The 24,466-nt window shown below is 55.9% G+C and carries 23 protein-coding genes; 17 read left to right on the forward strand and 6 right to left on the reverse strand.

What is annotated here, in order from left to right:
• The first annotated feature begins 25 nt into the window (after positions 1-25).
• Positions 26-436 carry a phosphate-starvation-inducible protein PsiE gene (psiE, locus tag ACJTMZ_RS21065; protein ID WP_000202963.1) on the forward strand — a complete coding sequence of 137 codons (411 nt, stop codon included), beginning with the start codon at positions 26-28 and terminating at the stop codon, positions 434-436.
• A gap of 98 nt (positions 437-534) precedes the next feature.
• Here psiE and malG read toward each other — a convergent pair whose 3' ends face one another.
• From malG to malE, 3 genes are all read right to left on the reverse strand, one after another.
• Complete coding sequence (gene malG, locus ACJTMZ_RS21070) at positions 535-1,425, reverse strand: maltose ABC transporter permease MalG (protein ID WP_003860332.1); 891 nt, start codon at positions 1,423-1,425, stop codon at positions 535-537.
• Between the two features lie 14 nt (positions 1,426-1,439).
• Positions 1,440-2,984, reverse strand: coding sequence for a maltose ABC transporter permease MalF (gene malF / locus ACJTMZ_RS21075; RefSeq protein ID WP_015570169.1), 1,545 nt, complete (start codon positions 2,982-2,984; stop codon positions 1,440-1,442).
• Positions 2,985-3,105: 121 nt separating this feature from the next.
• Positions 3,106-4,296, reverse strand: a complete 1,191-nt coding sequence (gene malE, locus ACJTMZ_RS21080; RefSeq protein ID WP_017382618.1) for a maltose/maltodextrin ABC transporter substrate-binding protein MalE — start codon at positions 4,294-4,296, stop codon at positions 3,106-3,108.
• Positions 4,297-4,667: 371 nt separating this feature from the next.
• Between malE and malK the strand changes: the two genes are divergently transcribed.
• The 5 genes from malK (at position 4,668) to ubiA (ending at position 9,732) form a co-directional block, all read left to right on the forward strand.
• A complete protein-coding gene (gene malK / locus ACJTMZ_RS21085; RefSeq protein ID WP_003860329.1) occupies positions 4,668-5,777 on the forward strand; it encodes a maltose/maltodextrin ABC transporter ATP-binding protein MalK in 1,110 nt (369 codons plus the stop codon).
• Positions 5,778-5,819: 42 nt separating this feature from the next.
• Positions 5,820-7,130 (forward strand): maltoporin, encoded by a 1,311-nt coding sequence (locus tag ACJTMZ_RS21090; protein ID WP_032670732.1) that lies wholly within the window; start codon positions 5,820-5,822, stop codon positions 7,128-7,130.
• Between the two features lie 114 nt (positions 7,131-7,244).
• On the forward strand, positions 7,245-8,183 hold the full coding sequence (gene malM / locus ACJTMZ_RS21095) for a maltose operon protein MalM (RefSeq protein ID WP_032668819.1): 939 nt from the start codon (positions 7,245-7,247) through the stop codon (positions 8,181-8,183).
• Positions 8,184-8,355: 172 nt separating this feature from the next.
• Positions 8,356-8,853, forward strand: a complete 498-nt coding sequence (ubiC, locus tag ACJTMZ_RS21100) for a chorismate lyase (RefSeq protein WP_015570175.1) — start codon at positions 8,356-8,358, stop codon at positions 8,851-8,853.
• Between the two features lie 12 nt (positions 8,854-8,865).
• Positions 8,866-9,732, forward strand: a complete 867-nt coding sequence (gene ubiA, locus ACJTMZ_RS21105; RefSeq protein ID WP_015570176.1) for a 4-hydroxybenzoate octaprenyltransferase — start codon at positions 8,866-8,868, stop codon at positions 9,730-9,732.
• A 92-nt stretch (positions 9,733-9,824) separates the two neighbouring features.
• On the opposite strand, the gene plsB is transcribed toward ubiA, so the two are convergent.
• Positions 9,825-12,245: a glycerol-3-phosphate 1-O-acyltransferase PlsB gene (gene plsB, locus ACJTMZ_RS21110; RefSeq protein ID WP_003860322.1), complete on the reverse strand. Its 2,421-nt coding sequence runs from the start codon at positions 12,243-12,245 to the stop codon at positions 9,825-9,827.
• A gap of 154 nt (positions 12,246-12,399) precedes the next feature.
• Here plsB and ACJTMZ_RS21115 point away from each other — a divergent pair, with 154 nt between their 5' ends.
• From ACJTMZ_RS21115 to ACJTMZ_RS21130, 4 genes are all read left to right on the forward strand, one after another.
• Positions 12,400-12,768 (forward strand): diacylglycerol kinase, encoded by a 369-nt coding sequence (locus ACJTMZ_RS21115; RefSeq protein ID WP_017382619.1) that lies wholly within the window; start codon positions 12,400-12,402, stop codon positions 12,766-12,768.
• Between the two features lie 108 nt (positions 12,769-12,876).
• Positions 12,877-13,485 (forward strand): transcriptional repressor LexA, encoded by a 609-nt coding sequence (gene lexA / locus ACJTMZ_RS21120; RefSeq protein WP_003860318.1) that lies wholly within the window; start codon positions 12,877-12,879, stop codon positions 13,483-13,485.
• A 63-nt stretch (positions 13,486-13,548) separates the two neighbouring features.
• Positions 13,549-14,886, forward strand: a complete 1,338-nt coding sequence (gene dinF, locus ACJTMZ_RS21125) for an MATE family efflux transporter DinF (protein WP_023302925.1) — start codon at positions 13,549-13,551, stop codon at positions 14,884-14,886.
• Positions 14,887-15,005: 119 nt separating this feature from the next.
• Positions 15,006-15,215 carry a CsbD family protein gene (locus ACJTMZ_RS21130; protein WP_003860314.1) on the forward strand — a complete coding sequence of 70 codons (210 nt, stop codon included), beginning with the start codon at positions 15,006-15,008 and terminating at the stop codon, positions 15,213-15,215.
• A 47-nt stretch (positions 15,216-15,262) separates the two neighbouring features.
• Here ACJTMZ_RS21130 and zur read toward each other — a convergent pair whose 3' ends face one another.
• Entirely contained in the window at positions 15,263-15,775 is a 513-nt protein-coding gene (gene zur, locus ACJTMZ_RS21135; protein ID WP_032103677.1) for a zinc uptake transcriptional repressor Zur, read from the reverse strand.
• 117 nt (positions 15,776-15,892) lie between these two features.
• Between zur and ACJTMZ_RS21140 the strand changes: the two genes are divergently transcribed.
• From ACJTMZ_RS21140 to pspG, 4 genes are all read left to right on the forward strand, one after another.
• A complete protein-coding gene (locus ACJTMZ_RS21140; RefSeq protein WP_032103679.1) occupies positions 15,893-16,381 on the forward strand; it encodes a cupin domain-containing protein in 489 nt (162 codons plus the stop codon).
• 192 nt (positions 16,382-16,573) lie between these two features.
• On the forward strand, positions 16,574-17,860 hold the full coding sequence (traF, locus tag ACJTMZ_RS21145; protein ID WP_198923550.1) for a conjugal transfer protein TraF: 1,287 nt from the start codon (positions 16,574-16,576) through the stop codon (positions 17,858-17,860).
• A gap of 82 nt (positions 17,861-17,942) precedes the next feature.
• Positions 17,943-18,938 (forward strand): tRNA dihydrouridine(20/20a) synthase DusA, encoded by a 996-nt coding sequence (gene dusA / locus ACJTMZ_RS21150; protein ID WP_032103683.1) that lies wholly within the window; start codon positions 17,943-17,945, stop codon positions 18,936-18,938.
• A gap of 136 nt (positions 18,939-19,074) precedes the next feature.
• Complete coding sequence (gene pspG, locus ACJTMZ_RS21155) at positions 19,075-19,317, forward strand: envelope stress response protein PspG (protein ID WP_017382623.1); 243 nt, start codon at positions 19,075-19,077, stop codon at positions 19,315-19,317.
• A 184-nt stretch (positions 19,318-19,501) separates the two neighbouring features.
• On the opposite strand, the gene ACJTMZ_RS21160 is transcribed toward pspG, so the two are convergent.
• A complete protein-coding gene (locus ACJTMZ_RS21160; RefSeq protein ID WP_015570182.1) occupies positions 19,502-20,485 on the reverse strand; it encodes a quinone oxidoreductase in 984 nt (327 codons plus the stop codon).
• A 60-nt stretch (positions 20,486-20,545) separates the two neighbouring features.
• On the opposite strand from ACJTMZ_RS21160, the gene dnaB reads away from it, so the two are divergent.
• From dnaB to tyrB, 3 genes are all read left to right on the forward strand, one after another.
• Positions 20,546-21,958, forward strand: a complete 1,413-nt coding sequence (gene dnaB / locus ACJTMZ_RS21165) for a replicative DNA helicase (RefSeq protein ID WP_003860298.1) — start codon at positions 20,546-20,548, stop codon at positions 21,956-21,958.
• Positions 21,959-21,974: 16 nt separating this feature from the next.
• Positions 21,975-23,054, forward strand: coding sequence for an alanine racemase (gene alr / locus ACJTMZ_RS21170; RefSeq protein WP_048219196.1), 1,080 nt, complete (start codon positions 21,975-21,977; stop codon positions 23,052-23,054).
• 109 nt (positions 23,055-23,163) lie between these two features.
• The gene (gene tyrB, locus ACJTMZ_RS21175) at positions 23,164-24,357 is read left to right on the forward strand and encodes an aromatic amino acid transaminase (RefSeq protein ID WP_017382625.1); all 1,194 of its coding nucleotides are present in this window, start codon (positions 23,164-23,166) and stop codon (positions 24,355-24,357) included.
• Positions 24,358-24,466 lie beyond the last annotated feature (109 nt).

The following is a 24,466-nucleotide window of genomic DNA, read 5'->3' on the forward strand; positions in this document are numbered from 1 at the left end:
CTCGCCCTGGAGAATGAGGTGCTGTATGACATCCCTGACGCGTCCGCGCGTTGAGTTTATCTCAACGATACTCCAGACCGTGCTGAACCTCGGTCTGCTGAGCCTTGGCCTGATCCTGGTCGTTTTTCTGGGTAAAGAGACGGTGCATCTGGCGGATGTGCTGTTCGCCCCTGAGCAAACCAGCAAATACGCGCTGGTGGAAGGCCTGGTGGTCTACTTTCTCTACTTTGAATTTATCGCCCTGATTGTGAAGTACTTTCAGTCCGGCTTTCACTTCCCGCTGCGCTATTTTGTCTACATTGGCATCACCGCCATTGTGCGGCTGATCATCGTCGATCATAAATCCCCGCTCGACGTGCTGATCTACTCGGCGGCGATCCTGCTGCTGGTGATCACCCTCTGGCTGTGCAACTCGAAGCGGCTGAAACGCGAATAAAAAAAAATGGCGGCCCGGAGGCCGCCGAATAACAGTCACAAGTTGGTTCAATACAATACGTCTAAAGTTGAGGGTTGCAGTGGCATAACAAATGAAACTTAACCTTTCACACCGCCCGCCGTCAGGCCGTTGACCAGCCAGCGCTGGGCCAGCAGGAACACCACGGTAATCGGGATGGCAGAGAGGACGGCCGCCGCGGCAAAGTCGCCCCACAGGTAGTTTTGCGGGTTGAGGTACTGCTGCATACCGACGGCAAGGGTGTAGCTGTTCACATCGCGCAGTAGCAGTGAGGCGACCGGGACTTCGGTGATGGCGGCGATAAACGACAGGATAAACACCACCGCCAGAATCGGCACCGACAGCGGCAGCAGCACCAGACGGAACGCCTGCCACGGTGTCGCCCCATCCAGCGCCGCCGCTTCTTCCAGCGAACCGTCGATGGTTTCGAAATAGCCTTTGATGGTCCACACGTGCAGGGCGATGCCGCCAAGATAGGCGAAGATCACGCCGCCGTGAGTGTTCAGGCCGATGAACGGCACGTACTGGCCCAGGCGGTCAAACAGGGCATACAACGCCACCAGCGACAGTACGGCCGGGAACATCTGGAAAATCAGCATCCCTTTCAGCAGCGTCGCTTTGCCCGGGAAGCGCATGCGGGCGAATGCGTAAGCGCAGGTGGTGGAGAGCGTCACGATGCCGATCGCAGTGATGGTCGCCACCTTCACCGAGTTCCACAGCCAGAGCAGCACCGGGAACGGCGGCGGCGTGACGCGGCCATCCGCATGTTCCACGCTGAAGCCCAGCGCGAGCTTCCAGTGCTCCCAGGAGATTTCGTCCGGGATCAGGCTCCCGGTGGCGAAGTTCCCCGAACGCAGGGAGATGGCGATAACCATCAGCAGCGGGAACATGATCGCCGCGATGAAAATCAGCAGGCCTAAGTGCGTCGCGAGGAGGCGCAGTTTCTGAGATTTGGGTTGTACCATTGCCATGTTCAGTGCCCTCCTTAGTCAAATTTCATACGTGTGGCTTTCAGGTTCACAATCGCCAGGGCGCCCACCAGCAGGAAGATCAGGGTGGCAATCGCCGCCGCCAGGCCGAAGTCCTGACCGCCGCCGCCCTCGAAGGCGATGCGGTAGGTGTAGCTCACGAGCAGGTCGGTATAGCCTGCCGGCGTGGTGGTGCCGAGACGGTCCGGGCCACCGTTGGTCAACAGCTGAATCAGCACAAAGTTGTTAAAGTTAAAGGCGAAGCTGGCGATCATCAGCGGCGTCAGCGGCTTAATGAGCAGCGGCAGGGTAATTTTGAAGAAGTTCTGGAACGGACCCGCGCCGTCCATCGCCGAGGCTTCGTACAGATCGTCCGGGATAGCCTTCAGCAGCCCCATGCACAGGATCATCATGTACGGATAACCGAGCCAGGTGTTCACGATGATAATCATCGAGCGAGCGGTGGTTGGGTCGCTGAACCAGGCCGGTTTGATACCGAACAGCGCGCTCAGCATCATGTTGATTTCACCGAAGCTCTGGTTAAATAGCCCTTTGAAAATCAGAATCGAGATAAACGACGGCACGGCGTAGGGCAGAATCAGCAGCACGCGGTAAATCGCTTTGCCTTTCAGGGACTCCCACTGCACGAGGCAGGCCAGCACCATGCCCACGGCCACGGTCAGGATCACGGTTAGCACCGAGAAGACCACCGTCCAGACGAAGATGGCGAAGAACGGTTTCTGGATGCCTTCGTCGGTAAATACGCGGGTGAAGTTGTCCCAGCCGATGGTGACGGTATAGCCCGGGCTGAGTTTGTCGTCGCCCCAGCTGCCGTCGGCATTCACCGACTGATAGAAACCGATATCGTTGTTCGGACGGTACTTCACGCCGCTCTGGTTGTTGGTCAGCGTGCCGTCATCCGCCAGAGTATAAAGCGGCTGCGTGCCGGAGAACTGGCGCAGCGAGCTCATGGTTACTTTGCTGTCATCGGGCAGCACGGCGGTGAGCTGGGTCAGCGCCTGACGATTCTGGGTAATGATACGCAGGTTCGCACGTTCACCTTCCGGCAGGGCCGCAGCCTCTTTTAAGGCCAGCTTCTGCTCGCCGCCAAATTTGAACGCGTCGGAAAGATAGGTTTTGCCGCTCTCACCGTCAGTGAGCGCTAACTTCCACTCGTCACCCGTGGGATACAGGCCGAAGTTAAAGGTTTTACCCGCCTGGTAAGAACGATCCAGAAGCACCTGGGTGGCACGCTCCTGCGCGAGCTGGTTGGTGCTGCTGTAGTTGGTAAAGGCAATCGCGATGGTGCAGATCAGCGGAAAGAGGACAAACAGCCCCATCCCGGCAACGCCCGGGTAGACATAGCGCCAGGCGTACGCTTTACGGTTGGCGAAAATATACAGGCCAACCGAGCTTAAAATCAGCGTCATGATGGCAAACAGGTATTCCCCTTGCACGTACATTAAAACAACAAGGTAACCCACCAGCAGACACAGCAGACCTATCACTGACCACTTCAGTGCGTCGCTTTGCCACCAGTGTTTCTTTTTAATGACATCCATGGGGTTCTTCCTCTACAACGGTGGAAACTTATCGTCAGGTGGCGCTGCGCTTACCTGACCTACGGATCGTGCCGTAGTCGTAGGGCGGGTAAGCGCACGCGCCACCCGCCGTTTTTCAGACTTACTTAGTAATACGGCCCTGAGCATCTTTCAGTGCGGCATCGACAGTCTGGCGACCGCTTGCAGCGTTGATGACCGCGGTACGGGTGGCGTACCAGAACGCAGCCATCTGTGGGATGTTCGGCATGATTTCGCCTTTCTGGGCGTTATCCATGGTGGCCGCAATACGCGGATCTTTCGCCAGCTGATCCTGGAAGGATTTCAGCGCAACGGCGCCCAGCGGCTTGTCCTTGTTCACTTCATCCAGACCCTGATCGGTCAGCAGGTAGTTTTCGAGGAACTCTTTCGCCAGCTCTTTGTTCGGGCTGGCGGCGTTGATGCCTGCGCTCAGCACGCCCACGAACGGTTTAGACGGCTTGCCGTTGAAGGTTGGCAGCAGGGTCACGCCGTAGTTGATTTTGCTCTTGTCGATGTTGGTCCAGGCCCACGGACCATTGATGGTCATCGCGGTTTCGCCTTTGTTGAACGCCGCTTCCGCGATGGAGTAGTCGGTATCCGCATTCATGTGTTTGTTCTTGATGAGGTCAACCAGGAAGGTCAGACCCGCTTTCGCACCTGCGTTGTCCACGCCCACGTCTTTCACGTCATATTTGCCGTTTTCAAACTTGAACGCGTAACCGCCGTCGGCAGCAATCAGCGGCCAGGTGAAGTACGGCTCTTGCAGGTTGAACATCAGGGCGGATTTACCTTTCGCCTTCAGCTCTTTATCCAGAGCAGGGATCTCTTCCCAGGTCTTCGGCGGGTTTGGCACCAGGTCTTTGTTGTAAATCAGAGACAGCGCTTCAACCGCGATTGGGTAAGCGATCAGCTTGCCGTTATAGCGAACGGCGTCCCAGGTGAACGGGAACAGTTTGTCCTGGAAGGCTTTGTCTGGCGTAACTTCTGCCAGCAGGCCAGACTGCGCGTAGCCCCCGAAACGGTCATGCGCCCAGAAGATAATGTCCGGACCATCGCCAGTTGCCGCAACCTGCGGGAACTTCTCTTCCAGTTTGTCCGGGTGTTCTACGGTGACTTTGATACCGGTGTCTTTCTCGAATTTTTTGCCCACTTCGGCCAGACCGTTATAGCCCTTGTCGCCGTTAATCCAGATAACCAGCTTACCTTCTTCAATTTTGGCGAGAGCCGGTGCGGAAATCATCATTGCTGCGAGGGCGGACAATGCGAAAACGCGTGCGCCAGTCTTGATCTTCATATCTGCCATCCTTTATTGGTGATGTGCTCGTGGATACATAAGGTGGTTCAACGTGACTCAGTCTCCTTATTTGACATCCTCTTTCCATCCTCCCAGTCCCTACGCCCCACCCCCTGTTTGTGTGATCCCTGTAACATAAATTTAAGTTATGAGTGCTGGCGCACATAAAAACCCACTGAATTTTGCAGGCCGCTTCACGATTTTCGCCTCAGCCCCTCTGCTGCGGTCGCAGAGCCTGCTCTCTCATCCTCCCGCCTCCTCCCCCATAAAAAAGCCGGGGGGTGGAGGATTCACGAAAGTAATGGAACACGCATAGTGAACTTATCTTGAATGTTTCTGTCGGTGACAGGTTGTAACGAAGGGAGAAGGGCATGGCGAGCGTACAGCTGCGTAATGTAACGAAAGCCTGGGGCGACGTAGTGGTGTCAAAAGACATCAATCTGGACATCCACGAAGGTGAGTTTGTGGTGTTCGTGGGTCCATCAGGCTGTGGTAAATCGACTCTGCTGCGTATGATTGCCGGTCTTGAAACCATCACCAGTGGCGATTTATTTATTGGTGATACCCGAATGAACGACATCCCGCCAGCTGAACGCGGCGTGGGCATGGTGTTCCAGTCTTATGCCCTTTATCCGCATCTTTCCGTTGCCGAGAACATGTCCTTTGGCCTGAAGCTGGCCGGCGCGAAAAAAGAGACCATTAACCAGCGCGTCACCCAGGTGGCGGAAGTGCTCCAGCTGGCACATCTGCTGGAGCGTAAACCGAAGGCGCTCTCCGGTGGTCAGCGTCAGCGTGTGGCCATTGGCCGTACGCTGGTGGCCGAGCCGCGCGTGTTCCTGCTCGATGAACCGCTTTCTAACCTGGATGCCGCCCTGCGCGTCCAGATGCGTATCGAAATCTCCCGTCTGCACAAACGCCTTGGACGCACGATGATTTACGTCACCCACGATCAGGTCGAAGCAATGACGCTGGCCGACAAAATCGTGGTGCTGGACGCCGGTCGCGTGGCGCAGGTGGGCAAACCGCTGGAGCTGTATCACTACCCGGCAGACCGCTTTGTTGCGGGCTTCATTGGCTCGCCAAAGATGAACTTCCTGCCCGTAAAAGTGACCGCGACGGCAATCGAACAGGTACAGGTGGAGCTGCCAAACCGTCAGCAAGTCTGGCTGCCGGTCGACAGCGCCAACGTACAGGTGGGGGCCAATATGTCCCTCGGTATCCGCCCTGAGCATTTACTGCCGAGCCACATCGCTGATGTGACGCTGGAAGGTGAAGTTCAGGTCGTCGAACAGCTTGGTCACGAAACACAGATTCATATCCAGATCCCCGCCATCCGTCAGAACCTGGTCTACCGCCAGAATGACGTGGTGTTGGTAGAAGAGGGTGCCACATTCGCTATCGGTTTGCCGCCAGAGCGCTGCCATCTGTTCCGTGAGGATGGCACTGCATGTCGTCGGTTGCACAAAGAGCCAGGCGTTTAAGCATTCCAATTACAAAGAAAAGCAATGATCTCAGGAGATAGAATAATGATTACTCTGCGCAAAGTCCCTCTGGCTGTCGCCATTGCGGCAGGCATCCTGTCTGCCCAGGCGGGCGCCGTAGACTTTAAAGGTTATGCTCGTTCCGGCATTGGCTGGACCGGAAGTGGCGGTGAACAACAATGTTTCCAGGCAACAGGCGCACAAAGTAAATACCGTCTCGGTAACGAATGTGAAACCTACGCCGAACTGAAACTGGGCCAGGAAGTGTGGAAAGAAGGCGACAAGAGCTTCTATTTCGACACCAACGTAGCGTACTCCGTTTCTCAACAGAATGACTGGGAATCCACCAGCCCGGCCTTCCGTGAAGCTAACGTGCAGGGTAAAAACCTGATTGAATGGCTGCCAGGCTCTACCATCTGGGCCGGTAAACGCTTCTATCAGCGTCATGACGTACACATGATCGACTTCTACTACTGGGATATCTCTGGTCCTGGTGCCGGTATTGAAAACATCGATCTGGGCTTTGGTAAACTCTCTCTTGCAGCGACCCGTTCTTCTGAGTCCGGCGGTTCTGCGACCTTCGCCGATCGTGATGCGAACGGTGACCGTATTTATGACAACGTAGTACCAAACGACGTCTTCGACGTGCGTTTAGCCGGTCTGGAAACCAACCCGGGCGGTACGCTGGAGCTGGGCGTTGACTATGGTCATACCAACATTCCTGACGACTACTATCTGCAACCTGGCGCCTCTAAAGATGGCTGGCTGTTCACCGCTGAACACACCCAGAGCATGATGAAAGGCTTCAACAAGTTCGTGCTGCAATACGGTACGGACTCCATGACCTCTAACGGTAAAGGTATTCCACAGGGCGGCAGCATCGATAACGACGGCTCTATGTGGCGCGTGCTGGATCACGGTGCAATCACCCTGGCAGACCGTTGGGACCTGATGTACGTCGGTATGTACCAGAACATCGATCGTGACAACAACAACGGTACCGAGTGGTGGACCGTGGGTGTTCGTCCAATGTTCAAATGGACGCCGATCATGAGCACCTTGCTGGAAGTGGGCTACGACAACGTCAAATCTCAGAAAACTGACGACAAAAACAGCCAGTACAAAATCACCCTGGCACAGCAATGGCAGGCAGGCGACAGCATCTGGTCCCGTCCGGCTATCCGCGTCTTCGCAACCTACGCGAAGTGGGATGAGAAATGGGGCTACGCGAACAATGACTCAGGTAATGGCTACACCTCTGGCGTAGCGTATAGCGACACCTCCGCGAAAACCTTCAGCCGTGGCGACAACGATGAGTGGACCTTCGGCGCCCAGATGGAAATCTGGTGGTAATTCGTCAAGCCTGACGTAATGACCTGAAAAGAGGGGCGCAAGCCCCTCTCTCCTTAGGGTGCTGCGCGCTATTGCCTGGCCACCGCAGTGCTCACGCTATCAGAGGTAATAACAATGAAAATGAAGAAAAGTCTCGTCGCGCTGTGCCTCTCTGCGGGGCTGTTGGCCTGTGCGCCTGCGGTCACCTTTGCAGATGTGAATTTTGTTCCTCAAAATACCAGCGCTGCGCCAGCTATTCCGGCTGTGGCACTACAGCAACTGGTGTGGACGCCAGTTGATCAATCGAAAACACAAACTACCCAGCTTTCAGCGGGGGGCCAGTCACTGAACGTGCCGGGTATCAGCGGTCCGGTCGCGGCTTTCAGCGTGCCGGCGAATATCGGCGAGCTGACCCTGACGTTGACCAGTGAAGTCAATAAACAGACCAGCGTCTTCGCGCCTAACGTGCTGATCCTCGATCAGAACATGACGCCATCCGCGTTCTTCCCAAGTGACTATTTCAGCTATCAGGAGCCTGGCGTCATGAGTGCCGATCGGCTGGAAGGCGTTATGCGCCTGACGCCAGCCCTGGGTCAGCAGAAGATTTATGTCCTGGTGTTCACGACTGAAAAAGATCTGCAACAGACAACGAAGCTTGTTGACCCGGCAAAAGCCTATGCGAAAGGCACGGGGAACTCAGTCCCGGATATTCCGGACCCGCTTGCCCGTCATACCACCGATGGTCTGATCAAGCTGAAAGTCTCCACCAACAGCGCCTCCAGCGTACTCGTAGGCCCGCTGTTTGGCTCATCTGGCCCGGGTCCGGTAACGGTGGGTAATACTGCCGCGCCTGTGTACGCCGCGCCAGCCGCAGCACCGGCCGCAGCCCCGGCCCCGGCGAAAAAAGCCGAGCCCGTGCTTAACGATACTGAAACTTACTTTAACAACGCCATCAAGCAGGCGGTTAAAAACGGCGATGTCGATAAAGCGCTGAAACTGCTTGATGAAGCCGAGCGTTTAGGTTCAACCACTGCCCGTTCCACCTTTATCAGCAGTGTAAAAGGCAAGGGGTAACCGTCTCCCCACAGTGCTGATTTTGTTAGTCGTTTAGTGCGCCTTCACGGGCGCACTTTTTTTGGCTAAGTTGCGCCATTGTTGCGATAGTGATCGCTAAATTTGGTTTGTCCGTCCTCATTTTGCCAATCTGCGATACAATGCCTTTACGTTATGTATCGGAGAGTCTGGCATGTCACACCCCGCGCTAACGCAGCTGCGTGCGCTACGCTATTTCGACCAAATACCCGCGCTTGACCCGGAGCAACTGGACTGGCTGCTGCTGGAAGATTCCATGACAAAACGTTTTGAGCAACAGGGTAAAACGGTCACGGTGACGATGATTCAGGAAGGGTTTGTCTCGCCTGCGGAGATTGCCAGCGAGCTGCCGCTGCTGCCGCAAGAAGAACGCTACTGGCTGCGTGAAATTTTACTGTGTGCAGATGGCGAGCCGTGGCTTGCCGGGCGGACGGTGGTTCCTGAGTCTACACTTTCCGGGCCGGAGCTGGCATTGCAACGCCTCGGCAAAACGCCCCTGGGGCGCTATCTGTTCACCTCGTCTGAACTGACCCGTGATTTTATTGAAATTGGTTGCGATGCCGATTTGTGGGGGCGCCGTTCCCGCCTTCGTTTGAGTGGCAAGCCGTTAATACTGACGGAACTTTTTTTGCCTGCATCGCCGTTGTACTAAGAGGGAGAAAAAATGGAGTGGAGTCTGACGCAGAATAAGCTGCTGGCCTATCACCGCCTGATGCGTACTGATAAACCCATTGGCGCGCTGCTGCTGCTGTGGCCGACCTTATGGGCGCTGTGGGTTGCCACGCCGGGCGTGCCGCCGCTGTGGATCCTGGCGGTGTTTGTGGCGGGCGTCTGGCTGATGCGCGCTGCGGGCTGTGTGGTTAACGACTATGCTGACCGGAAATTTGATGGACATGTTAAGCGCACCGCGAATCGTCCTCTGCCGAGCGGTCAGGTGACCGGGAAAGAGGCGCGCATTCTGTTCGTGGTGCTGGTGCTGCTCTCATTCATGCTGGTGTTAACCCTTAACACCATGACCATTCTGCTGTCAGTTGCTGCTCTGGCGCTGGCCTGGGTTTACCCGTTCATGAAGCGATACACCCATCTGCCGCAGGTGGTATTGGGTGCGGCATTTGGCTGGTCGATTCCCATGGCGTTTGCCGCGGTCAGCGAGTCCGTTCCGCTCAGTTGCTGGCTGATGTTCCTGGCGAATATTCTCTGGGCCGTTGCGTACGATACCCAATACGCGATGGTCGATCGCGATGACGATCTCAAGATTGGCATCAAATCGACGGCGATCCTGTTTGGTCGTCACGACAAACTTATCATCGGCATATTGCAGGTGGCGGTGCTGGCGCTGATGGTGGCGATTGGTCGCCTGAACGGCCTGAACTGGGAGTTTTACTGGTCCGTACTGGTGGCGGGGCTGCTGTTTGCGTATCAGCAGAAGCTGATCGCGAAACGCGAGCGTGAAGCCTGCTTTAAAGCGTTTCTGAATAATAACTACGTCGGGCTGGTGCTGTTTCTGGGCCTGGCGATGAGTTACTGGTGATAAAAAAGCCGGGTGGCGGCTTCGCCTTACCCGGCCTACGATTTAGCGGAACATGTAGGCCGGGTAAGCGTTAGCGCCACCCGGCTTTAGCATCACTCGCCCTGCGTCGAACTCTCAATCGTCAAACGCACATCCGCGGTAATCAGCTCTGCCAACATCTGGTAAACCTTCATCGTCTCTTCCGGCTCGGCATCGCCCGTATCGCTAATGTACCCTTCGTCGCGCAGCGTCAGCACCAGGGAGCTGAATACCGCTTTGTCGAAGAATTCCGGGGCGTTAATGCCATGCAGAACGGAAAGGCGCTGGGCCAGCGTCCGGCTCTCTTTTTCCAGCGTACCGCGGTTGATGGACGGATTTGCACTCAGCAACCAGAAGGTAATGGCGTAGCGCTGCAACGTCTCACGCGCACCGGAAGCCAGAAGCTGCAAGGTACGAGAACGTGACGGATTGATATGCAGTTCATCATCACTGATGGTAATCAGCCCCTGCCGATGCATCTCTGCCGTCATTTTATCGAGCTCTGCCGCCAGTTCATCCTTACTCCAGCGCAGGAACAGCTCCGCTTTAAGCATTGGGTAGATGGCCTGAATATGGCGCAGCAGCTCCTGACGCGAAATACGGCGGTGCTGGGTAATAATGGCCGCCATCAGCGACGGCAGCATCAGCATGTGCGTGATGTTATTGCGGTAGTAGGTCATCAGCACGGCCTGCTCGCGCGGCAGAATGATGATGTCACCAATCGTATCTTTCTCGACTTCGAATTTGTTCATCTGCAACGCGTGATCGATCAGCTCGCTGGCGGTGGCAGACGGCACGGTCGAATCAACGGAATACGGCACGTTGCGCATGATATCCAGGTAGCAGTCAATCTGCTCGGTCAGCTGCTCACGGGTCAGTGAACGCTGGCGGGAGGCCAGAAGCGCAGTACAACACAGGTTCATGGCGTTTGCCGCACCAGCATTGTTGATGCGTACCATCAGCTCGGATGCAATGCCGTTGACCGTTGGCGTCAGCCAGGCCGGACGTACCGCTTCGATAGGATCGATAGACTCGCGCCACTCCGGAACATGATGGTTCAGATATGTCATCAGCGGCAGGGGCTCGCCAAAGTTCACGTAGCCCTGGCCGAGGTTGCGCAGTTTACTCAGCCCACGCAGCATCTGCGGCAGACTCTCTTTCTCTTTGGTTGCACCGCGCAGCTCTTTCGCGTAGGTGCCCACCTCCATCACGTGTTCATAACCGATGTAAATAGGCACCAGCGTGATAGGACGCGTACCGCCACGCAGCATGGCCTGAATGGTCATCGACAGCGTGCCGGTCTTCGGATCGAGCAGACGACCGGTACGCGAGCGACCGCCTTCAACAAAGTACTCCACGGAATAACCGCGGCTGAACAGCTCGCCCAGATACTCCCTGAAGACGGTGGAGTAAAGCTTGTTACCCTTAAAGGTACGACGAATAAAGAACGCACCCAGACGGCGGAAAATCGGGCCTGCTGGCCAGAAGTTCAGGTTGATACCGGCAGCAATATGCGGCGGCACCAGACCCTGGTGATAGAGCACGTAAGAGAGCAACAGGTAGTCCATGTGGCTGCGGTGGCAGGGCACATAGACAATCTCGTGGCCGTCGTGCGCTAACTGACGTACGCGCTCGGCGTTGTGGACGTTAATCCCCTGATAGAGGCGGTTCCACGTGAAGCCAAGGATACGGTCAGAGAGGCGAATCATCTCGTAGGAGAAATTCGCGGCGATCTCTTCCATCAGCGCTATCGCGTTCTGCTGCGCTTTCTCGTGCGAAATTTTCTTGCTGCGCGCTTCGTCTTCTACGGCACGGGCAATCGCTTTGGAAGCCAGCAGCTTGTTGAACAGATCCTGACGTGCCGGGAGACGTGGTCCAACGGCCGCCAGACGCTGACGTGCAAAGTGCATACGCGCAACGCGCGCCAGCTTTTGCGCAATGATTTTGTCAGTGCCGTGTTCATCCGCCATGCGGCGCAGTGAAACGGAAGGTGAGAAGCGGACAAAGCTGTCGCGTCCTAGCCAGGAGACGGCGAAGAACTTCTGAATGCCGTTGAGCATACGCAGCGGCGGGTTCTCTTCCCCTTTTTCGCGCCCCGGACGACGGCCAAACATCACCGACACCGGCACCATCTGCACGTCCAGATCGGGGTTGCTGCGGTGCAGATCGAGGTAATCATGGAACAGCTTAATGGACTCTTCTTTCGGCGTGTAATAGGTGAACACGCGCGGCCCGCCATGGATGAACACGTAGCGCGGCAGCAGCGTACCGTCGACTTCCAGCGGTTCAAGCGGGTCAGGTAAATCGTGCGCCAGACATTGAGCGCGAAGCGTCAGCAGGTCTGCCTTCGAGTTATAAGGCAAAACGTACATAATAGGGCGCGACGTATCGAGCCCTAATTCCAGCGCAGGTTCTGCTGGGATAGACTTACTTTTTACCAGGACGCTTAATGGTAAATTAAGTAATTTGTAGTAAATTCGTGGCCAGCCGGACATAAACGATGTAAAGCCTCTGGTTAATAATGCAATTGCGGCGCAAGGATAACAGAAAGCGCGCAAAATTTCTGTTGTTACCCGTCATACTTCAGGTTGCAGCAAAACGCGCTGCGGCTTTAGTTACAGACGCTATTTATCATAAAAGGTTCTTTTAATGGCCAATAATACCACTGGGTTAACTCGAATCATTAAAGCTGCCGGTTATTCATGGAAAGGTTTCCGCGCGGCATGGGTTAATGAAGCCGCTTTCCGCCAGGAAGCGGTTGCCGCAATCGTTGCCGTTGTCATCGCCTGCTTCCTTGATGTTGATGCTATCACCCGCGTACTGCTCATCGGATCTGTCCTTCTGGTGATGATAGTGGAAATTCTGAATAGCGCTATTGAGGCCGTTGTTGACCGAATCGGGTCGGAATTCCATGAACTGTCTGGCCGGGCGAAAGACATGGGTTCCGCTGCCGTACTGCTGGCGATTATCACTGCGGCGATCACCTGGGTCACGCTGCTTTGGTCGCATTTCCGATGAGCCTCGAGGAATAATTAAGTCCCTGGTTTTTTGTGCAGTTTTTGGTTCCAAAATCGCCTTTGACTGTATATACTCACAGCATAACTGTATATACACCCAGGGGGCGGTATGAAAGCGTTAACGACCAGGCAGCAAGAGGTGTTTGATCTCATTCGGGATCATATCGGCCAGACGGGTATGCCACCCACGCGTGCAGAAATTGCGCAGCGTCTGGGCTTCCGTTCTCCTAATGCTGCCGAAGAGCACCTTAAAGCGCTGGCGCGTAAGGGCGTGATTGAGATTGTTTCCGGCGCCTCACGCGGCATTCGTCTGCTTGTGGAAGAAGAGAGCGGTATTCCACTGGTGGGCCGCGTTGCCGCAGGTGAACCTCTGCTGGCGCAGCAGCACATCGAAGGGCACTATCAGGTTGACCCAGGCATGTTCAAGCCGAGCGCCGATTTCCTGCTGCGCGTTAGCGGAATGTCCATGAAAGATATCGGTATTCTGGATGGCGATCTGCTGGCGGTACACAAAACGCAGGATGTGCGTAACGGGCAAGTCGTGGTGGCGCGCATTGATGATGAAGTGACGGTTAAGCGCCTGAAAAAACAAGGCAATACCGTGCAGCTTCTGCCTGAAAACAATGAATTCTCCCCGATTGTGGTAGATCTCCGCGAGCAGAGCTTCTCTATTGAAGGGCTGGCGGTCGGCGTTATCCGCAACGGTGAATGGCTGTAATCTCTTCCTGACAGGCTGTAGTTCCTCTACAGCCTGGCCTGTTTTCTGATTCCGGTAATTTCCATGGCATTGCTAACTTCTGCCGATAAGGCGTTGTGGCGTCTTGCGCTACCGATGATTTTTTCCAATATTACCGTTCCTCTGCTGGGGCTGGTGGATACGGCGGTTATCGGGCATCTCGATTCGCCGATTTATCTTGGCGGCGTCGCGATCGGCGCAACGGCGACCAGCTTCCTCTTTATGCTGCTGCTTTTTCTGCGCATGAGTACGACAGGCCTGACGGCCCAGGCGTATGGTGCAAAAGATCCCCTGCGTCTGGCGCGTGCGCTGGTTCAGCCGCTCATTCTGGCATTCGGTGCCGGCGCGTTAATCGTTCTGTTGCGTACGCCGCTGATTGATCTTGCGCTCCATATTGTAGGCGGCAGCGATGCCGTACTGGAACAGGCCCGGCGGTTCCTCGAAATTCGCTGGCTCAGCGCGCCCGCTTCACTGGCAAACCTGGTCCTGCTGGGCTGGCTGCTGGGCGTGCAGTACGCCCGCGCGCCGGTGATCCTGCTGGTGGTGGGCAACCTGCTTAACATTGTGCTCGATCTCTGGCTGGTGATGGGGCTGCACATGAACGTCCGGGGCGCGGCGCTGGCCACGGCGATTGCCGAGTACGGTACGCTGCTGATCGGTTTGGGGATGGTCTGGCGCGTGCTGGCGATGCGCGGTATCACCCTGGATCTGCTGAAATCGGCCTGGCGCGGCAACATTCGAAAGCTGCTGGCGCTTAATCGCGACATCATGCTCCGTTCGCTTCTGCTGCAACTCTGCTTTGGTGCATTAACCGTTTTTGGTGCGCGTCTTGGGCCTGAGATCGTTGCCGTCAACGCAGTGCTTATGACATTACTGACCTTTACCGCTTACGCGCTGGATGGTTTTGCTTACGCCGTGGAGGCGCATTCAGGGCAGGCCTATGGCGCGCGTGAAAGCGGCCAGTTACGTGAAGTCTGGCGTGCTGCCTGTCGTCAGGCGGGCCTGGTGGCGCTGGTCTTTGCTCTGGTATACGCCTGTTTTGGTGGGCATATTGTCGCGTTACTCACCTCGTTGCCCGCGCTACGTGAGCTGGCAGATCGCTACATCCTCTGGCAGGTAGTATTACCGGTGGTGGGCGTGTGGTGCTATTTGCTGGACGGCATGTTTATTGGTGCGACGCGAGGGGCGGAGATGCGCAACAGCATGGCCGTCGCGGCGGCGGGGTTCGGCCTGACGCTGCTAACCCTGCCGTATCTCGGCAATCATGGCCTGTGGCTGGCGCTGGCGGTGTTTCTCTCACTGCGTGGCCTTTCGCTGGCCGTTATCTGGCATCGTCACTGGCGAAACAATACCTGGTTTCCAGCCCCGCACGATATATCGTAACGGTTAAAGATTCCGAATATAAAAACAACTGCCGAATCCTTAACTACAATAATAATCACGTCCAGCAGAAAAGAACGAAGCGGACGATACTCATAGACGCTTAACACGAGGACACGATTATGAATAAAGACGAAATCGGCGGCAACTGGAAGCAATTCAAAGGTAAAGCGAAAGAACAGTGGGGTAAGCTGACAGATGACGATATGACCGTCATTGAAGGTAAGCGCGATCAGCTGGTAGGCAAAATCCAGGAGCGCTACGGTTACGAAAAAGATCAGGCGGAAAATGAAGTCAAAGACTGGGAAACCCGTAACGACTACCGCTGGTAACCGGCACTATCCCCAAGGGCGGCCCTGAGCCGCCTTTTTCTTTGGCTTTAACGCGGCTTTTTCTTCACCAGGATAGAGTGATCGTGCTGACAGGCATCCTGATGGCTGCATGACTCCACCTCCACGCAGGCAGAACATAAGCCGTGGGCTTCAATCACGTTATGGCGCAGCGCAAAGCCCATTCTGGCTGCCAGCGTATGCATAATATCTTCCACACCTTCCGCACACTCTTCCTTCACCACACCACAGCGATCGCAGATAAACATGGCGGACGTGTGAGTTGGCTGGTCAAAAAGATGGCACAGCACATAGCTGTTTGTTGATTCCACTTTATGCACAAACCCTTGCTCCAGCAGAAAATCCAGCGCCCGATAAACGGTCGGCGGTTTTGCCTGCGGCTCGCTTTCACGCAGCAGATCGAGCAGATCGTAGGCGCTGATGGCGCCCTGTTGCAGGCTCATCAGACGCAGTACCTCAAGGCGCTGCGGGGTCAGGCGCACATTGCGTTGCGCGCACAGCTTTTCAGCTTGCGCTAACAGCTCTTTTGTGGACTTGTCCATCGGGCACCTCGGATATGGTAAGGGGTGAAAACATTCACTTTATCATGTTCTGCTAAAAACACCGAGATCCGCCAGGCTGTGCTATACCTGACGCATCGCAAATCAGGAGATCGCAAAATGAAAAGACCTGACTGTATTCGGCACTGGCGGGACGTGGAAGGCGCCGATGACGCAACGTATCCTGACAGTAACGAACGTTTTTCTGTTGGCGCGCCGCTGGCCCGCAGGCTGGGTCTCGGCCGCATTGGTATTCACCATGAACGGCTGCCACCCGGACGCCGTACGTCTTATCCGCATGCGGAAAGCGACGAAGAGGAGTTTGTTTACGTTCTGGAGGGTTACCCTGAGGCCTGGATCAATGGCTATTTATGGAAGCTCAAACCCGGAGACAGCGTGGGATTTCCAGCCGGGACGGGCGTGTGTCATACCTTTATCAACAATACCGATGAAGAGGTGCGCTTACTGGTGGTGGGTGAGGCCAATAAAAAACATAACCGCATCTACTATCCGCTCAATCCGGTGTATGCCGCGACGCGCGAAGACCGCTGGGTCGACCATCCGCCTCAGTTTTTTGGGCCGCACGATGGAAAACCTGGGCGAAAATAATTTCCTCTTCTATAAATATTGATGGTCGTCACATATTACAACAGGCCGGGATGGAATTTAACTTAAGGAAATAGCGGGTCTTTTTGCACTTATTCACAGCAATAGTTCGTTCCTGTTTGGGTGATAACAGACAGGGTTAACTAATAACAAACTATTTACGAGCACACTGTGAAAAAACATTTTAAATTTTCGATGGTTAGCATCGCTGTCTCCTTTTTTATGGCAAATCAGGCGGGAGCAGCCAATACCTGGACGGAAGCGCGTAGCGACGCAATGGGCGGAACGGGTGTCGCGGCAGGGAGCTATGGCAGCGGGGCGTTAATCAACCCCGCGTTACTGGCAAAATCTAAGCCCGAGGATGATGTGACGGTTATTTTGCCGTCCGTTGGCGTGCAGGTGACCGATGAAGACAATCTTCAGGACGAGATTGATACCATTAACGACAAAATCAATCATTACAAGGATGTGGTTGATAGTCTGACCCCCATTGAAGTTATCACCAATCCATTAGGTTCGATCAATCAGTTCCAGGGCGCAGCGAAAGATCTCGCTGATGAACTGGACTACCTGAAAGGCAAGACCGCACACGCCACCGCAGGGGCGGGGATTGCCGTCAGTATCCCTAACGATATTCTTTCCGTGGCCTTTATGGCAAAAGGCTATGCCCATGGCCGGGTCAGCTCTTCAATCGATCAGCAGGACATTGATTATCTGCGCGGTATACAACGAAGCGATGCGGTGGCTGCCGGTGTGGCGCTGGATGCCGCGCTAAACGGTACCGATCAGATCACCAAAAACCTTAACTCTACGGCGTCTGGTCGGGCGGCGATTGTGTCCGACTACGGTATTGCGGTGGCCCGTCAGTTCGATCTTGGCGGCGTTCCGGTTTCCGTTGGCGTCACGCCGAAGTTGCAAAAAACCTGGCTCTATAACTACACCACCTCAATCTACGATTACGACAGTAATAAGTGGAACGACAGCCGCTACCGTACCGACGACACTGGCTTCAACGTCGATGCCGGTATTGCTGCTGATTTCGGTGAAAACTGGACGGTCGGCGTGAGCGGGCAAAACCTGATGTCGCGCGATATCGATACCAAAGATATCCGCATTCGCAACGGGCGTACGGGAGAGGTGGTGAGTTATAAAGACACTTATCAGATCCGTCCGCTGGTCACTGCCGGGGCCGCCTGGCACAACGATCTGGTCACGCTGACCGCAGACGGCGATCTGACCGAAACCAAGGGCTTTAAAAGCGAAGACGCCTCCCAGTACGTTGGCGTTGGTGCCGAAGTCACGCCACTGAGCTGGCTGGCAGTACGCGCCGGTTATCGTGCGGATATGAAAGGGAACGACAGCAACGTCTTTACCGGCGGTGTCGGTTTCGCGCCGTTCAACTCCGTCCACGTTGACCTGATGGGGCTTTATGGCGAAGACGAGACCTGGGGCGCAGGGGCACAGTTGAGCATGACGTTCTAAAGTACACCGGAGGCGCTGCGCCTCCGGCTTTTCTTTGTGCTATAGTAGCGCCCCTTTTCCACCAGATGCTTAAAACTTCGCCATGTCGTCAGAATTCCAGACCGCTTTCCCTGCACACCGTTTCTCCATTGCGCCAATGCTCGACTGGACGGACAGACACTGCCGCTATTTCCTGCGCCAGCTCTCCCGCCATACGCTGCTGTACACCGAAATGGTCACTACCGGCGCAATTATTCACGGCAAGGGCGATTATCTGGCGTACAGCGAAGAGGAGCATCCGGTTGCGCTGCAACTGGGTGGCAGCGATCCGGCTGCGCTGGCGCAGTGCGCGAAGATGGCTGAAGAACGCGGCTATGACGAGATTAACCTCAACGTCGGTTGCCCGTCCGACCGTGTGCAAAACGGTATGTTCGGCGCGTGTCTGATGGGTAATGCACATCTGGTGGCGGACTGTATCAAAGCGATGCGCGACGTCGTCTCTATCCCGGTCACGGTCAAAACTCGTATCGGCATAGACGACCAGGACAGCTACGAGTTCCTGTGTGATTTCATCAACACCGTATCAGGGAAGGGTGAATGCGAGATGTTTATCATCCACGCCCGTAAAGCCTGGCTCTCTGGCCTCAGCCCGAAAGAAAACCGCGAGATCCCGCCGCTGGACTACCCGCGCGTGTACCAGCTAAAACGCGACTTCCCGCACCTGACCATGTCGATCAACGGCGGTATTACGTCGCTGGACGAGGCCAAAGCGCATCTCGAACATATGGATGGCGTGATGGTCGGACGCGAGGCGTATCAGAATCCGGGCATTCTGGCGACGGTTGACCGGGAAATCTTTGGCGTTGACGGTGCTGACACCGATCCCGTGGCAGTAGTGCGCGCCATGTATCCGTACATTGAGCGCGAGCTGAGTCATGGTACGTATCTGGGCCACATTACCCGCCATATGCTTGGCCTGTTCCAGGGCATTCCTGGCGCGCGCCAGTGGCGTCGTTATCTCAGCGAGAACGCGCATAAGGCCGGTGCGGATATTGAGGTCCTGGAACACGCGCTGCGTCTGGTTGCGGATAAACGTTAAATTTCGCTAAAAGATGGTCAAATACGCCACGCCCTGCAACACATTGCGGGGCGTTTTGCTTTCAGAACAAAGACTTATTTTTGGCATGTTTCTTGTAACGATCGCAGCATCATTCGGGAACTCGTGGGAGAGCACCATGCTGGAACTACTTTTTGTGATTGGCTTCTTTATCATGCTGATGGTCACGGGCGTATCGCTGCTCGGTATCCTGGCCGCGCTCGTCGTGGCCACGGTGGTGATGTTTGTTGGCGGTTTATTTGCCCTGACGATTAAACTCTTGCCGTGGTTACTTCTGGCGATTGCGGTGGTATGGGCGATACGGGCGATTAAATCACCAAAACTGCCCACTTATCAGCGTAATAACCGCTTCCGTTACTAAGGTATTGAGGTGTACGTCACATACCTGCAACTTTTCCGGCAGCAATCCTTAGAACAGAATAGGATTTACTTATCGAATCTGTCACTATGGCTGCCGCTAAAGAATTCATCGAGCTGTACCCTACATACAGCCGAACTAAAAAAAGAAAGGGCTTCCCACGGGAAGCCCAATTTCTTTTTATGGCTCAGGGAATTAACAGACTTGATCCCTGCGTTGCCCGGCTCTCCAGCACCTCATGCGCGCGCTGCGCATCGGTCAGCGGATATTTCTGCGCCTCTGCCACATCCACTTTAATTACCCCACTGGCGATCAGCGAGAACAGCTCGTTGCTGGCTTCCTCAAGTTCTTCCCGGTTGGTGATGTAACCTTGCAGGGAAGGGCGAGTGACATATAGCGACCCTTTCTGATTCAGAATGCCCAGGTTGACGCCGGTGACTGCCCCGGAGGCGTTTCCGAAGCTCACCATCAGCCCGCGACGTTGCAGGCAGTCCAGCGAAGATTCCCAGGTGTCTTTCCCCACCGAGTCATACACCACGCGGACCTTTTTGCCGCCAGTGATCTCTTTCAGCCGCTCAACGATGCTCTCTTCCCGGTAGTTGATCACCTGCCATGCGCCCGCGTCCAGCGCGCGCTGCGCTTTTTGCGCGCTGCCTGTGGTGCCGATCAGCTTCGCGCCCAGGGCTTTCGCCCACTGGCAGGCAATCAGCCCCACGCCACCTGCGGCTGCGTGAAACAGGAATTGCTCGTCAGGCTTAATTTCGTAGGTTTTGCGCAGCAGATAATAGACCGTCAGCCCTTTCAGGAATGAGGCGGCAGCCTGCTCGAAGCTGATCGCATTTGGCAGAAGCGCCGCTTTCTCGGCCGGAACGTTATGGATGGAGCTGTAAGCGCCCAGCGCCGACTGCGCGTACACCACGCGATCGCCTTCCTTAATGTGCTTCACCGCGCTGCCCACTTTGCTGACGATACCGGCCGCCTCGGTGCCCAGTCCGCTCGGCATCGACGGAGGCGGATAGAGGCCGCCGCGAATATAGGTATCGATGTAGTTAATGCCGATCGCTTTGTTTTCCACCTGGATTTCGTTCTCGCCAGGCGCAGCGGGGGTAAATTCCACCGCTTTGAGTACGTCAGGGCCACCATGCTTGTGAAATTCAATACGTGTTGCCATGCTTCCTCCAGAATGTGGTAATCTTTCGACCCACTCTTTATCTCGGTAACTCCATTCACTATGGCAGGAAACAAACCCTTCAACAAACAGACTGAACCTCGTGAGCGTGATTATCAGGTCGCCGGGTTAAAAGTCCCGCCGCACTCGATTGAAGCGGAACAGTCGGTGTTGGGCGGTTTAATGCTGGATAACGAACGCTGGGACGACGTCGCCGAGCGCGTTGTCGCGGAAGACTTCTATACCCGCCCGCACCGCCACATCTTTACGGAAATGGCGCGTTTGCAGGAGTCGGGCAGCCCTATCGACCTGATTACGCTCGCAGAATCGCTGGAGCGTCTGGGACAGCTCGACAGCGTCGGCGGATTTGCCTATCTGGCAGAACTGTCAAAAAACACGCCAAGTGCCGCGAACATCAGCGCTTACGCTGATATCGTTCGTGAACGTGCCGTTGTCCGCGAGATGATCTCGGTGGCGAATGAGATCGCCGAGGCCGGTTTCGATCCCCAGGGGCGCACCAGCGAAGATCTGCTCGACCTGGCGGAATCCCGCGTCTTTAAAATCGCCGAAAGCCGTGCGAACAAAGACGAAGGCCCAAAAAATATCGCCGACGTGCTCGACGCCACGGTTGCGCGTATTGAGCAGCTTTTCCAGCAGCCGCACGATGGCGTGACGGGGGTGAACACCGGTTATGACGATCTCAACAAGAAAACGGCAGGTCTTCAGCCATCGGATTTGATTATCGTCGCGGCGCGTCCGTCGATGGGTAAAACGACATTTGCGATGAACCTCGTCGAAAACGCGGCGATGTTGCAGGATAAGCCGGTGCTTATCTTCAGTCTTGAGATGCCCTCTGAACAGATCATGATGCGTTCTCTGGCGTCCCTGTCGCGCGTGGATCAGACCCGCATCCGTACCGGCCAGCTGGACGATGAGGACTGGGCGCGCATCTCGGGCACCATGGGGATTTTGCTGGAAAAACGGAACATCTATATCGATGACTCCTCCGGCCTGACGCCGACGGAAGTGCGCTCCCGCGCGCGCCGTATCGCCCGTGAACACGGTGGTATCGGCCTCATCATGATCGACTACCTTCAGCTGATGCGCGTTCCGTCGCTTTCCGACAACCGTACGCTGGAGATTGCCGAGATTTCCCGCTCGCTCAAGGCGTTAGCCAAAGAGCTGCACGTGCCGGTGGTGGCGCTATCGCAGCTTAACCGCTCTCTGGAACAACGTGCAGACAAGCGCCCGGTCAACTCCGACCTGCGTGAATCCGGCTCCATCGAGCAGGATGCCGACTTAATCATGTTCATCTACCGTGATGAGGTTTATCACGAGAACAGCGATCTGAAAGGGATCGCCGAAATTATTATTGGTAAGCAACGTAACGGCCCCATCGGTACGGTACGTCTGACCTTTAACGGCCAGTGGTCGCGTTTCGACAACTATGCCGGTCCTCAATATGATGATGAGTAATTTCTAAGGAATTCAAATGCAAGCGGCAACTGTTGTTATTAACCGCCGCGCTCTGCGACACAACCTGCAACGTCTGCGAGAACTGGCGCCCGCCAGTAAGCTCGTTGCAGTCGTGAAAGCGAACGCTTACGGACACGGTCTTCTTGAGACCGCGCGAACGCTCCCCGATGCCGACGCTTTTGGCGTCGCCCGTCTCGAAGAAGCTCTCCGCCTGCGCGCAGGTGGAATTACGCAACCGATACTGCTCCTGGAAGGCTTTTTTGAAGCCTCGGACCTGCCGACCATTGCCGATCAGCACCTGCACACGGCGGTGCATAACGAAGAACAGCTGGCCGCGCTGGAAACGGCTGAACTGAGCGAGCCGGTCACCGTCTGGATGAAGCTCGACACGGGCATGCACCGTCTGGGCGTGCGGCCGGAAAGCGCGGAGGCGTTTTATCAGCGTCTGAGTCAGTGCAAAAATGTGCGTCAGCCAGTGAATATCGTCAGCCACTTTGCCCGCGCCGATGAGCCTGAATGCGGCGCAACGGAACAGCAGCTTGATATCTTCAACACCTTCTGCGAAGGCAAACCGGGGATGCGCTCCATTGCGGCGTCCGGCGGGATCCTGCTATGGCCGCAGTCGCACTTCGACTGGGCGCGTCCGGGCATCATTCTTTATGGCGTGTCGCCGCTGGAGAACAAACCCTGGGGGCCGGACTTTGGCTTTAAGCCGGTGATGTCGCTGGTTTCAAAGCTGATTGCCGTGCGTGAGCACAAAGCGGGAGAGCCGGTAGGTTACGGCGGCACCTGGATCAGCGAGCGCGATACGCGTCTTGGCGTGGTGGCGATGGGCTACGGTGACGGCTATCCCCGCGCCGCACCAACGGGCACGCCGGTGCTGGTCAACGGTCGCGAAGTAAAGATTGTCGGCCGCGTGGCGATGGACATGATTTGTGTTGATCTGGGGCCCGACGCGCAGGATAAAGCGGGGGACGATGCGGTAATGTGGGGCGAAGGCCTGCCGGTAGAACGTATTGCTGAAATAACAAAAGTGAGTGCTTACGAACTTATCACGCGCCTTACCTCAAGGGTCGCGATGAAATACGTCGACTAAGCATGAGCGGGATGCGATGCATCCCGCTTCTGTTAACATCCCCTCGATCTTCTTCCGCTTCCGGTTTATTGTTGAATTCCCTGCCTCATAATAATCCGGAGAACATCGCGTGTTTCAGAAAGTAGACGCCTACGCCGGCGACCCTATCCTCTCCTTGATGGAGCGTTTCAAAGAAGATCCTCGCAGCGACAAAGTGAACCTCAGCATTGGTCTTTACTACAACGAAGACGGCATCATTCCTCAGTTGAAAGCCGTTGCCGAAGCTGAAGCGCGTCTGAACGCAACCCCGCACGGTGCTTCGCTTTATCTGCCGATGGAAGGATTAAACACCTACCGCAACACTATCGCGCCGCTGCTGTTTGGTGCGGACCACGCGGTGCTCGCGCAAAAGCGCGTGGCGACTATCCAGACGCTGGGTGGCTCGGGTGCGCTGAAGGTAGGCGCAGATTTCCTGAAAAAGTACTTCCCGGATTCCGGCGTGTGGGTCAGCGACCCGACGTGGGAAAACCACGTTGCGATCTTCGAGGGCGCGGGCTTTAAGGTGGCGACCTATCCGTGGTTCGACAGCGAAACCAACGGCGTGCGCGTTGATGCGCTGCTGGAAAAACTGAACACCCTGCCGGAGCGCAGTATCGTATTGCTGCATCCGTGCTGCCATAATCCGACCGGTGCGGACCTCACCAATGCCCAGTGGGATGCGGTGATCGAGATACTGAAGGCGCGTAACCTGATCCCGTTCCTCGACATCGCCTATCAGGGCTTTGGCGCGGGCATGGAGGAAGACGCCTATGCCATTCGCGCGATTGCCAGCGCGGGGCTTCCCGCTCTGGTCAGCAACTCGTTCTCAAAAATCTTCTCCCTGTACGGCGAGCGCGTTGGCGGCCTGTCCGTGGTGTGTGAAGACGCCGAAGCCGCGGGACGCGTACTCGGTCAGCTGAAAGCGACGGTCCGCCGGATCTACTCCAGCCCGCCGAACTTTGGTGCGCAGGTGGTGGCGACAGTTCTCGGTGACGAAACGCTGAAAGCGTCCTGGCTTGCGGAAGTGGAAGCGATGCGTAAGCGCATCCTGTCGATGCGTCAGGAGCTGGTTAACGTCCTGAAAGAGGCCGTGCCTGGGCATAACTTTGATTATCTTCTCAAGCAACGCGGGATGTTCAGCTACACCGGACTGAGCGCAGCGCAGGTCGATCGCCTGCGCGAAGAGTTCGGTGTCTACCTGATCGCCAGCGGCCGTATGTGCGTGGCGGGTCTGAATGCCAGCAATGTCCAGCGCGTGGCGCAGGCGTTTGCATCCGTAATGTAAGCATTCACTTACTTGCATACTGTATGTAGGCCGGGTAAGGCGTAGCCGCCACCCGGCTTTTTTGTTCGCGTCGGTGCCAGTCATTGCCCGGTGGCGCTTCGCTTACCGG

Origin of the sequence: Enterobacter sp. DN (assembly GCF_046054285.1) — a bacterium.
Classification (GTDB): domain Bacteria; phylum Pseudomonadota; class Gammaproteobacteria; order Enterobacterales; family Enterobacteriaceae; genus Enterobacter; species Enterobacter hormaechei_C.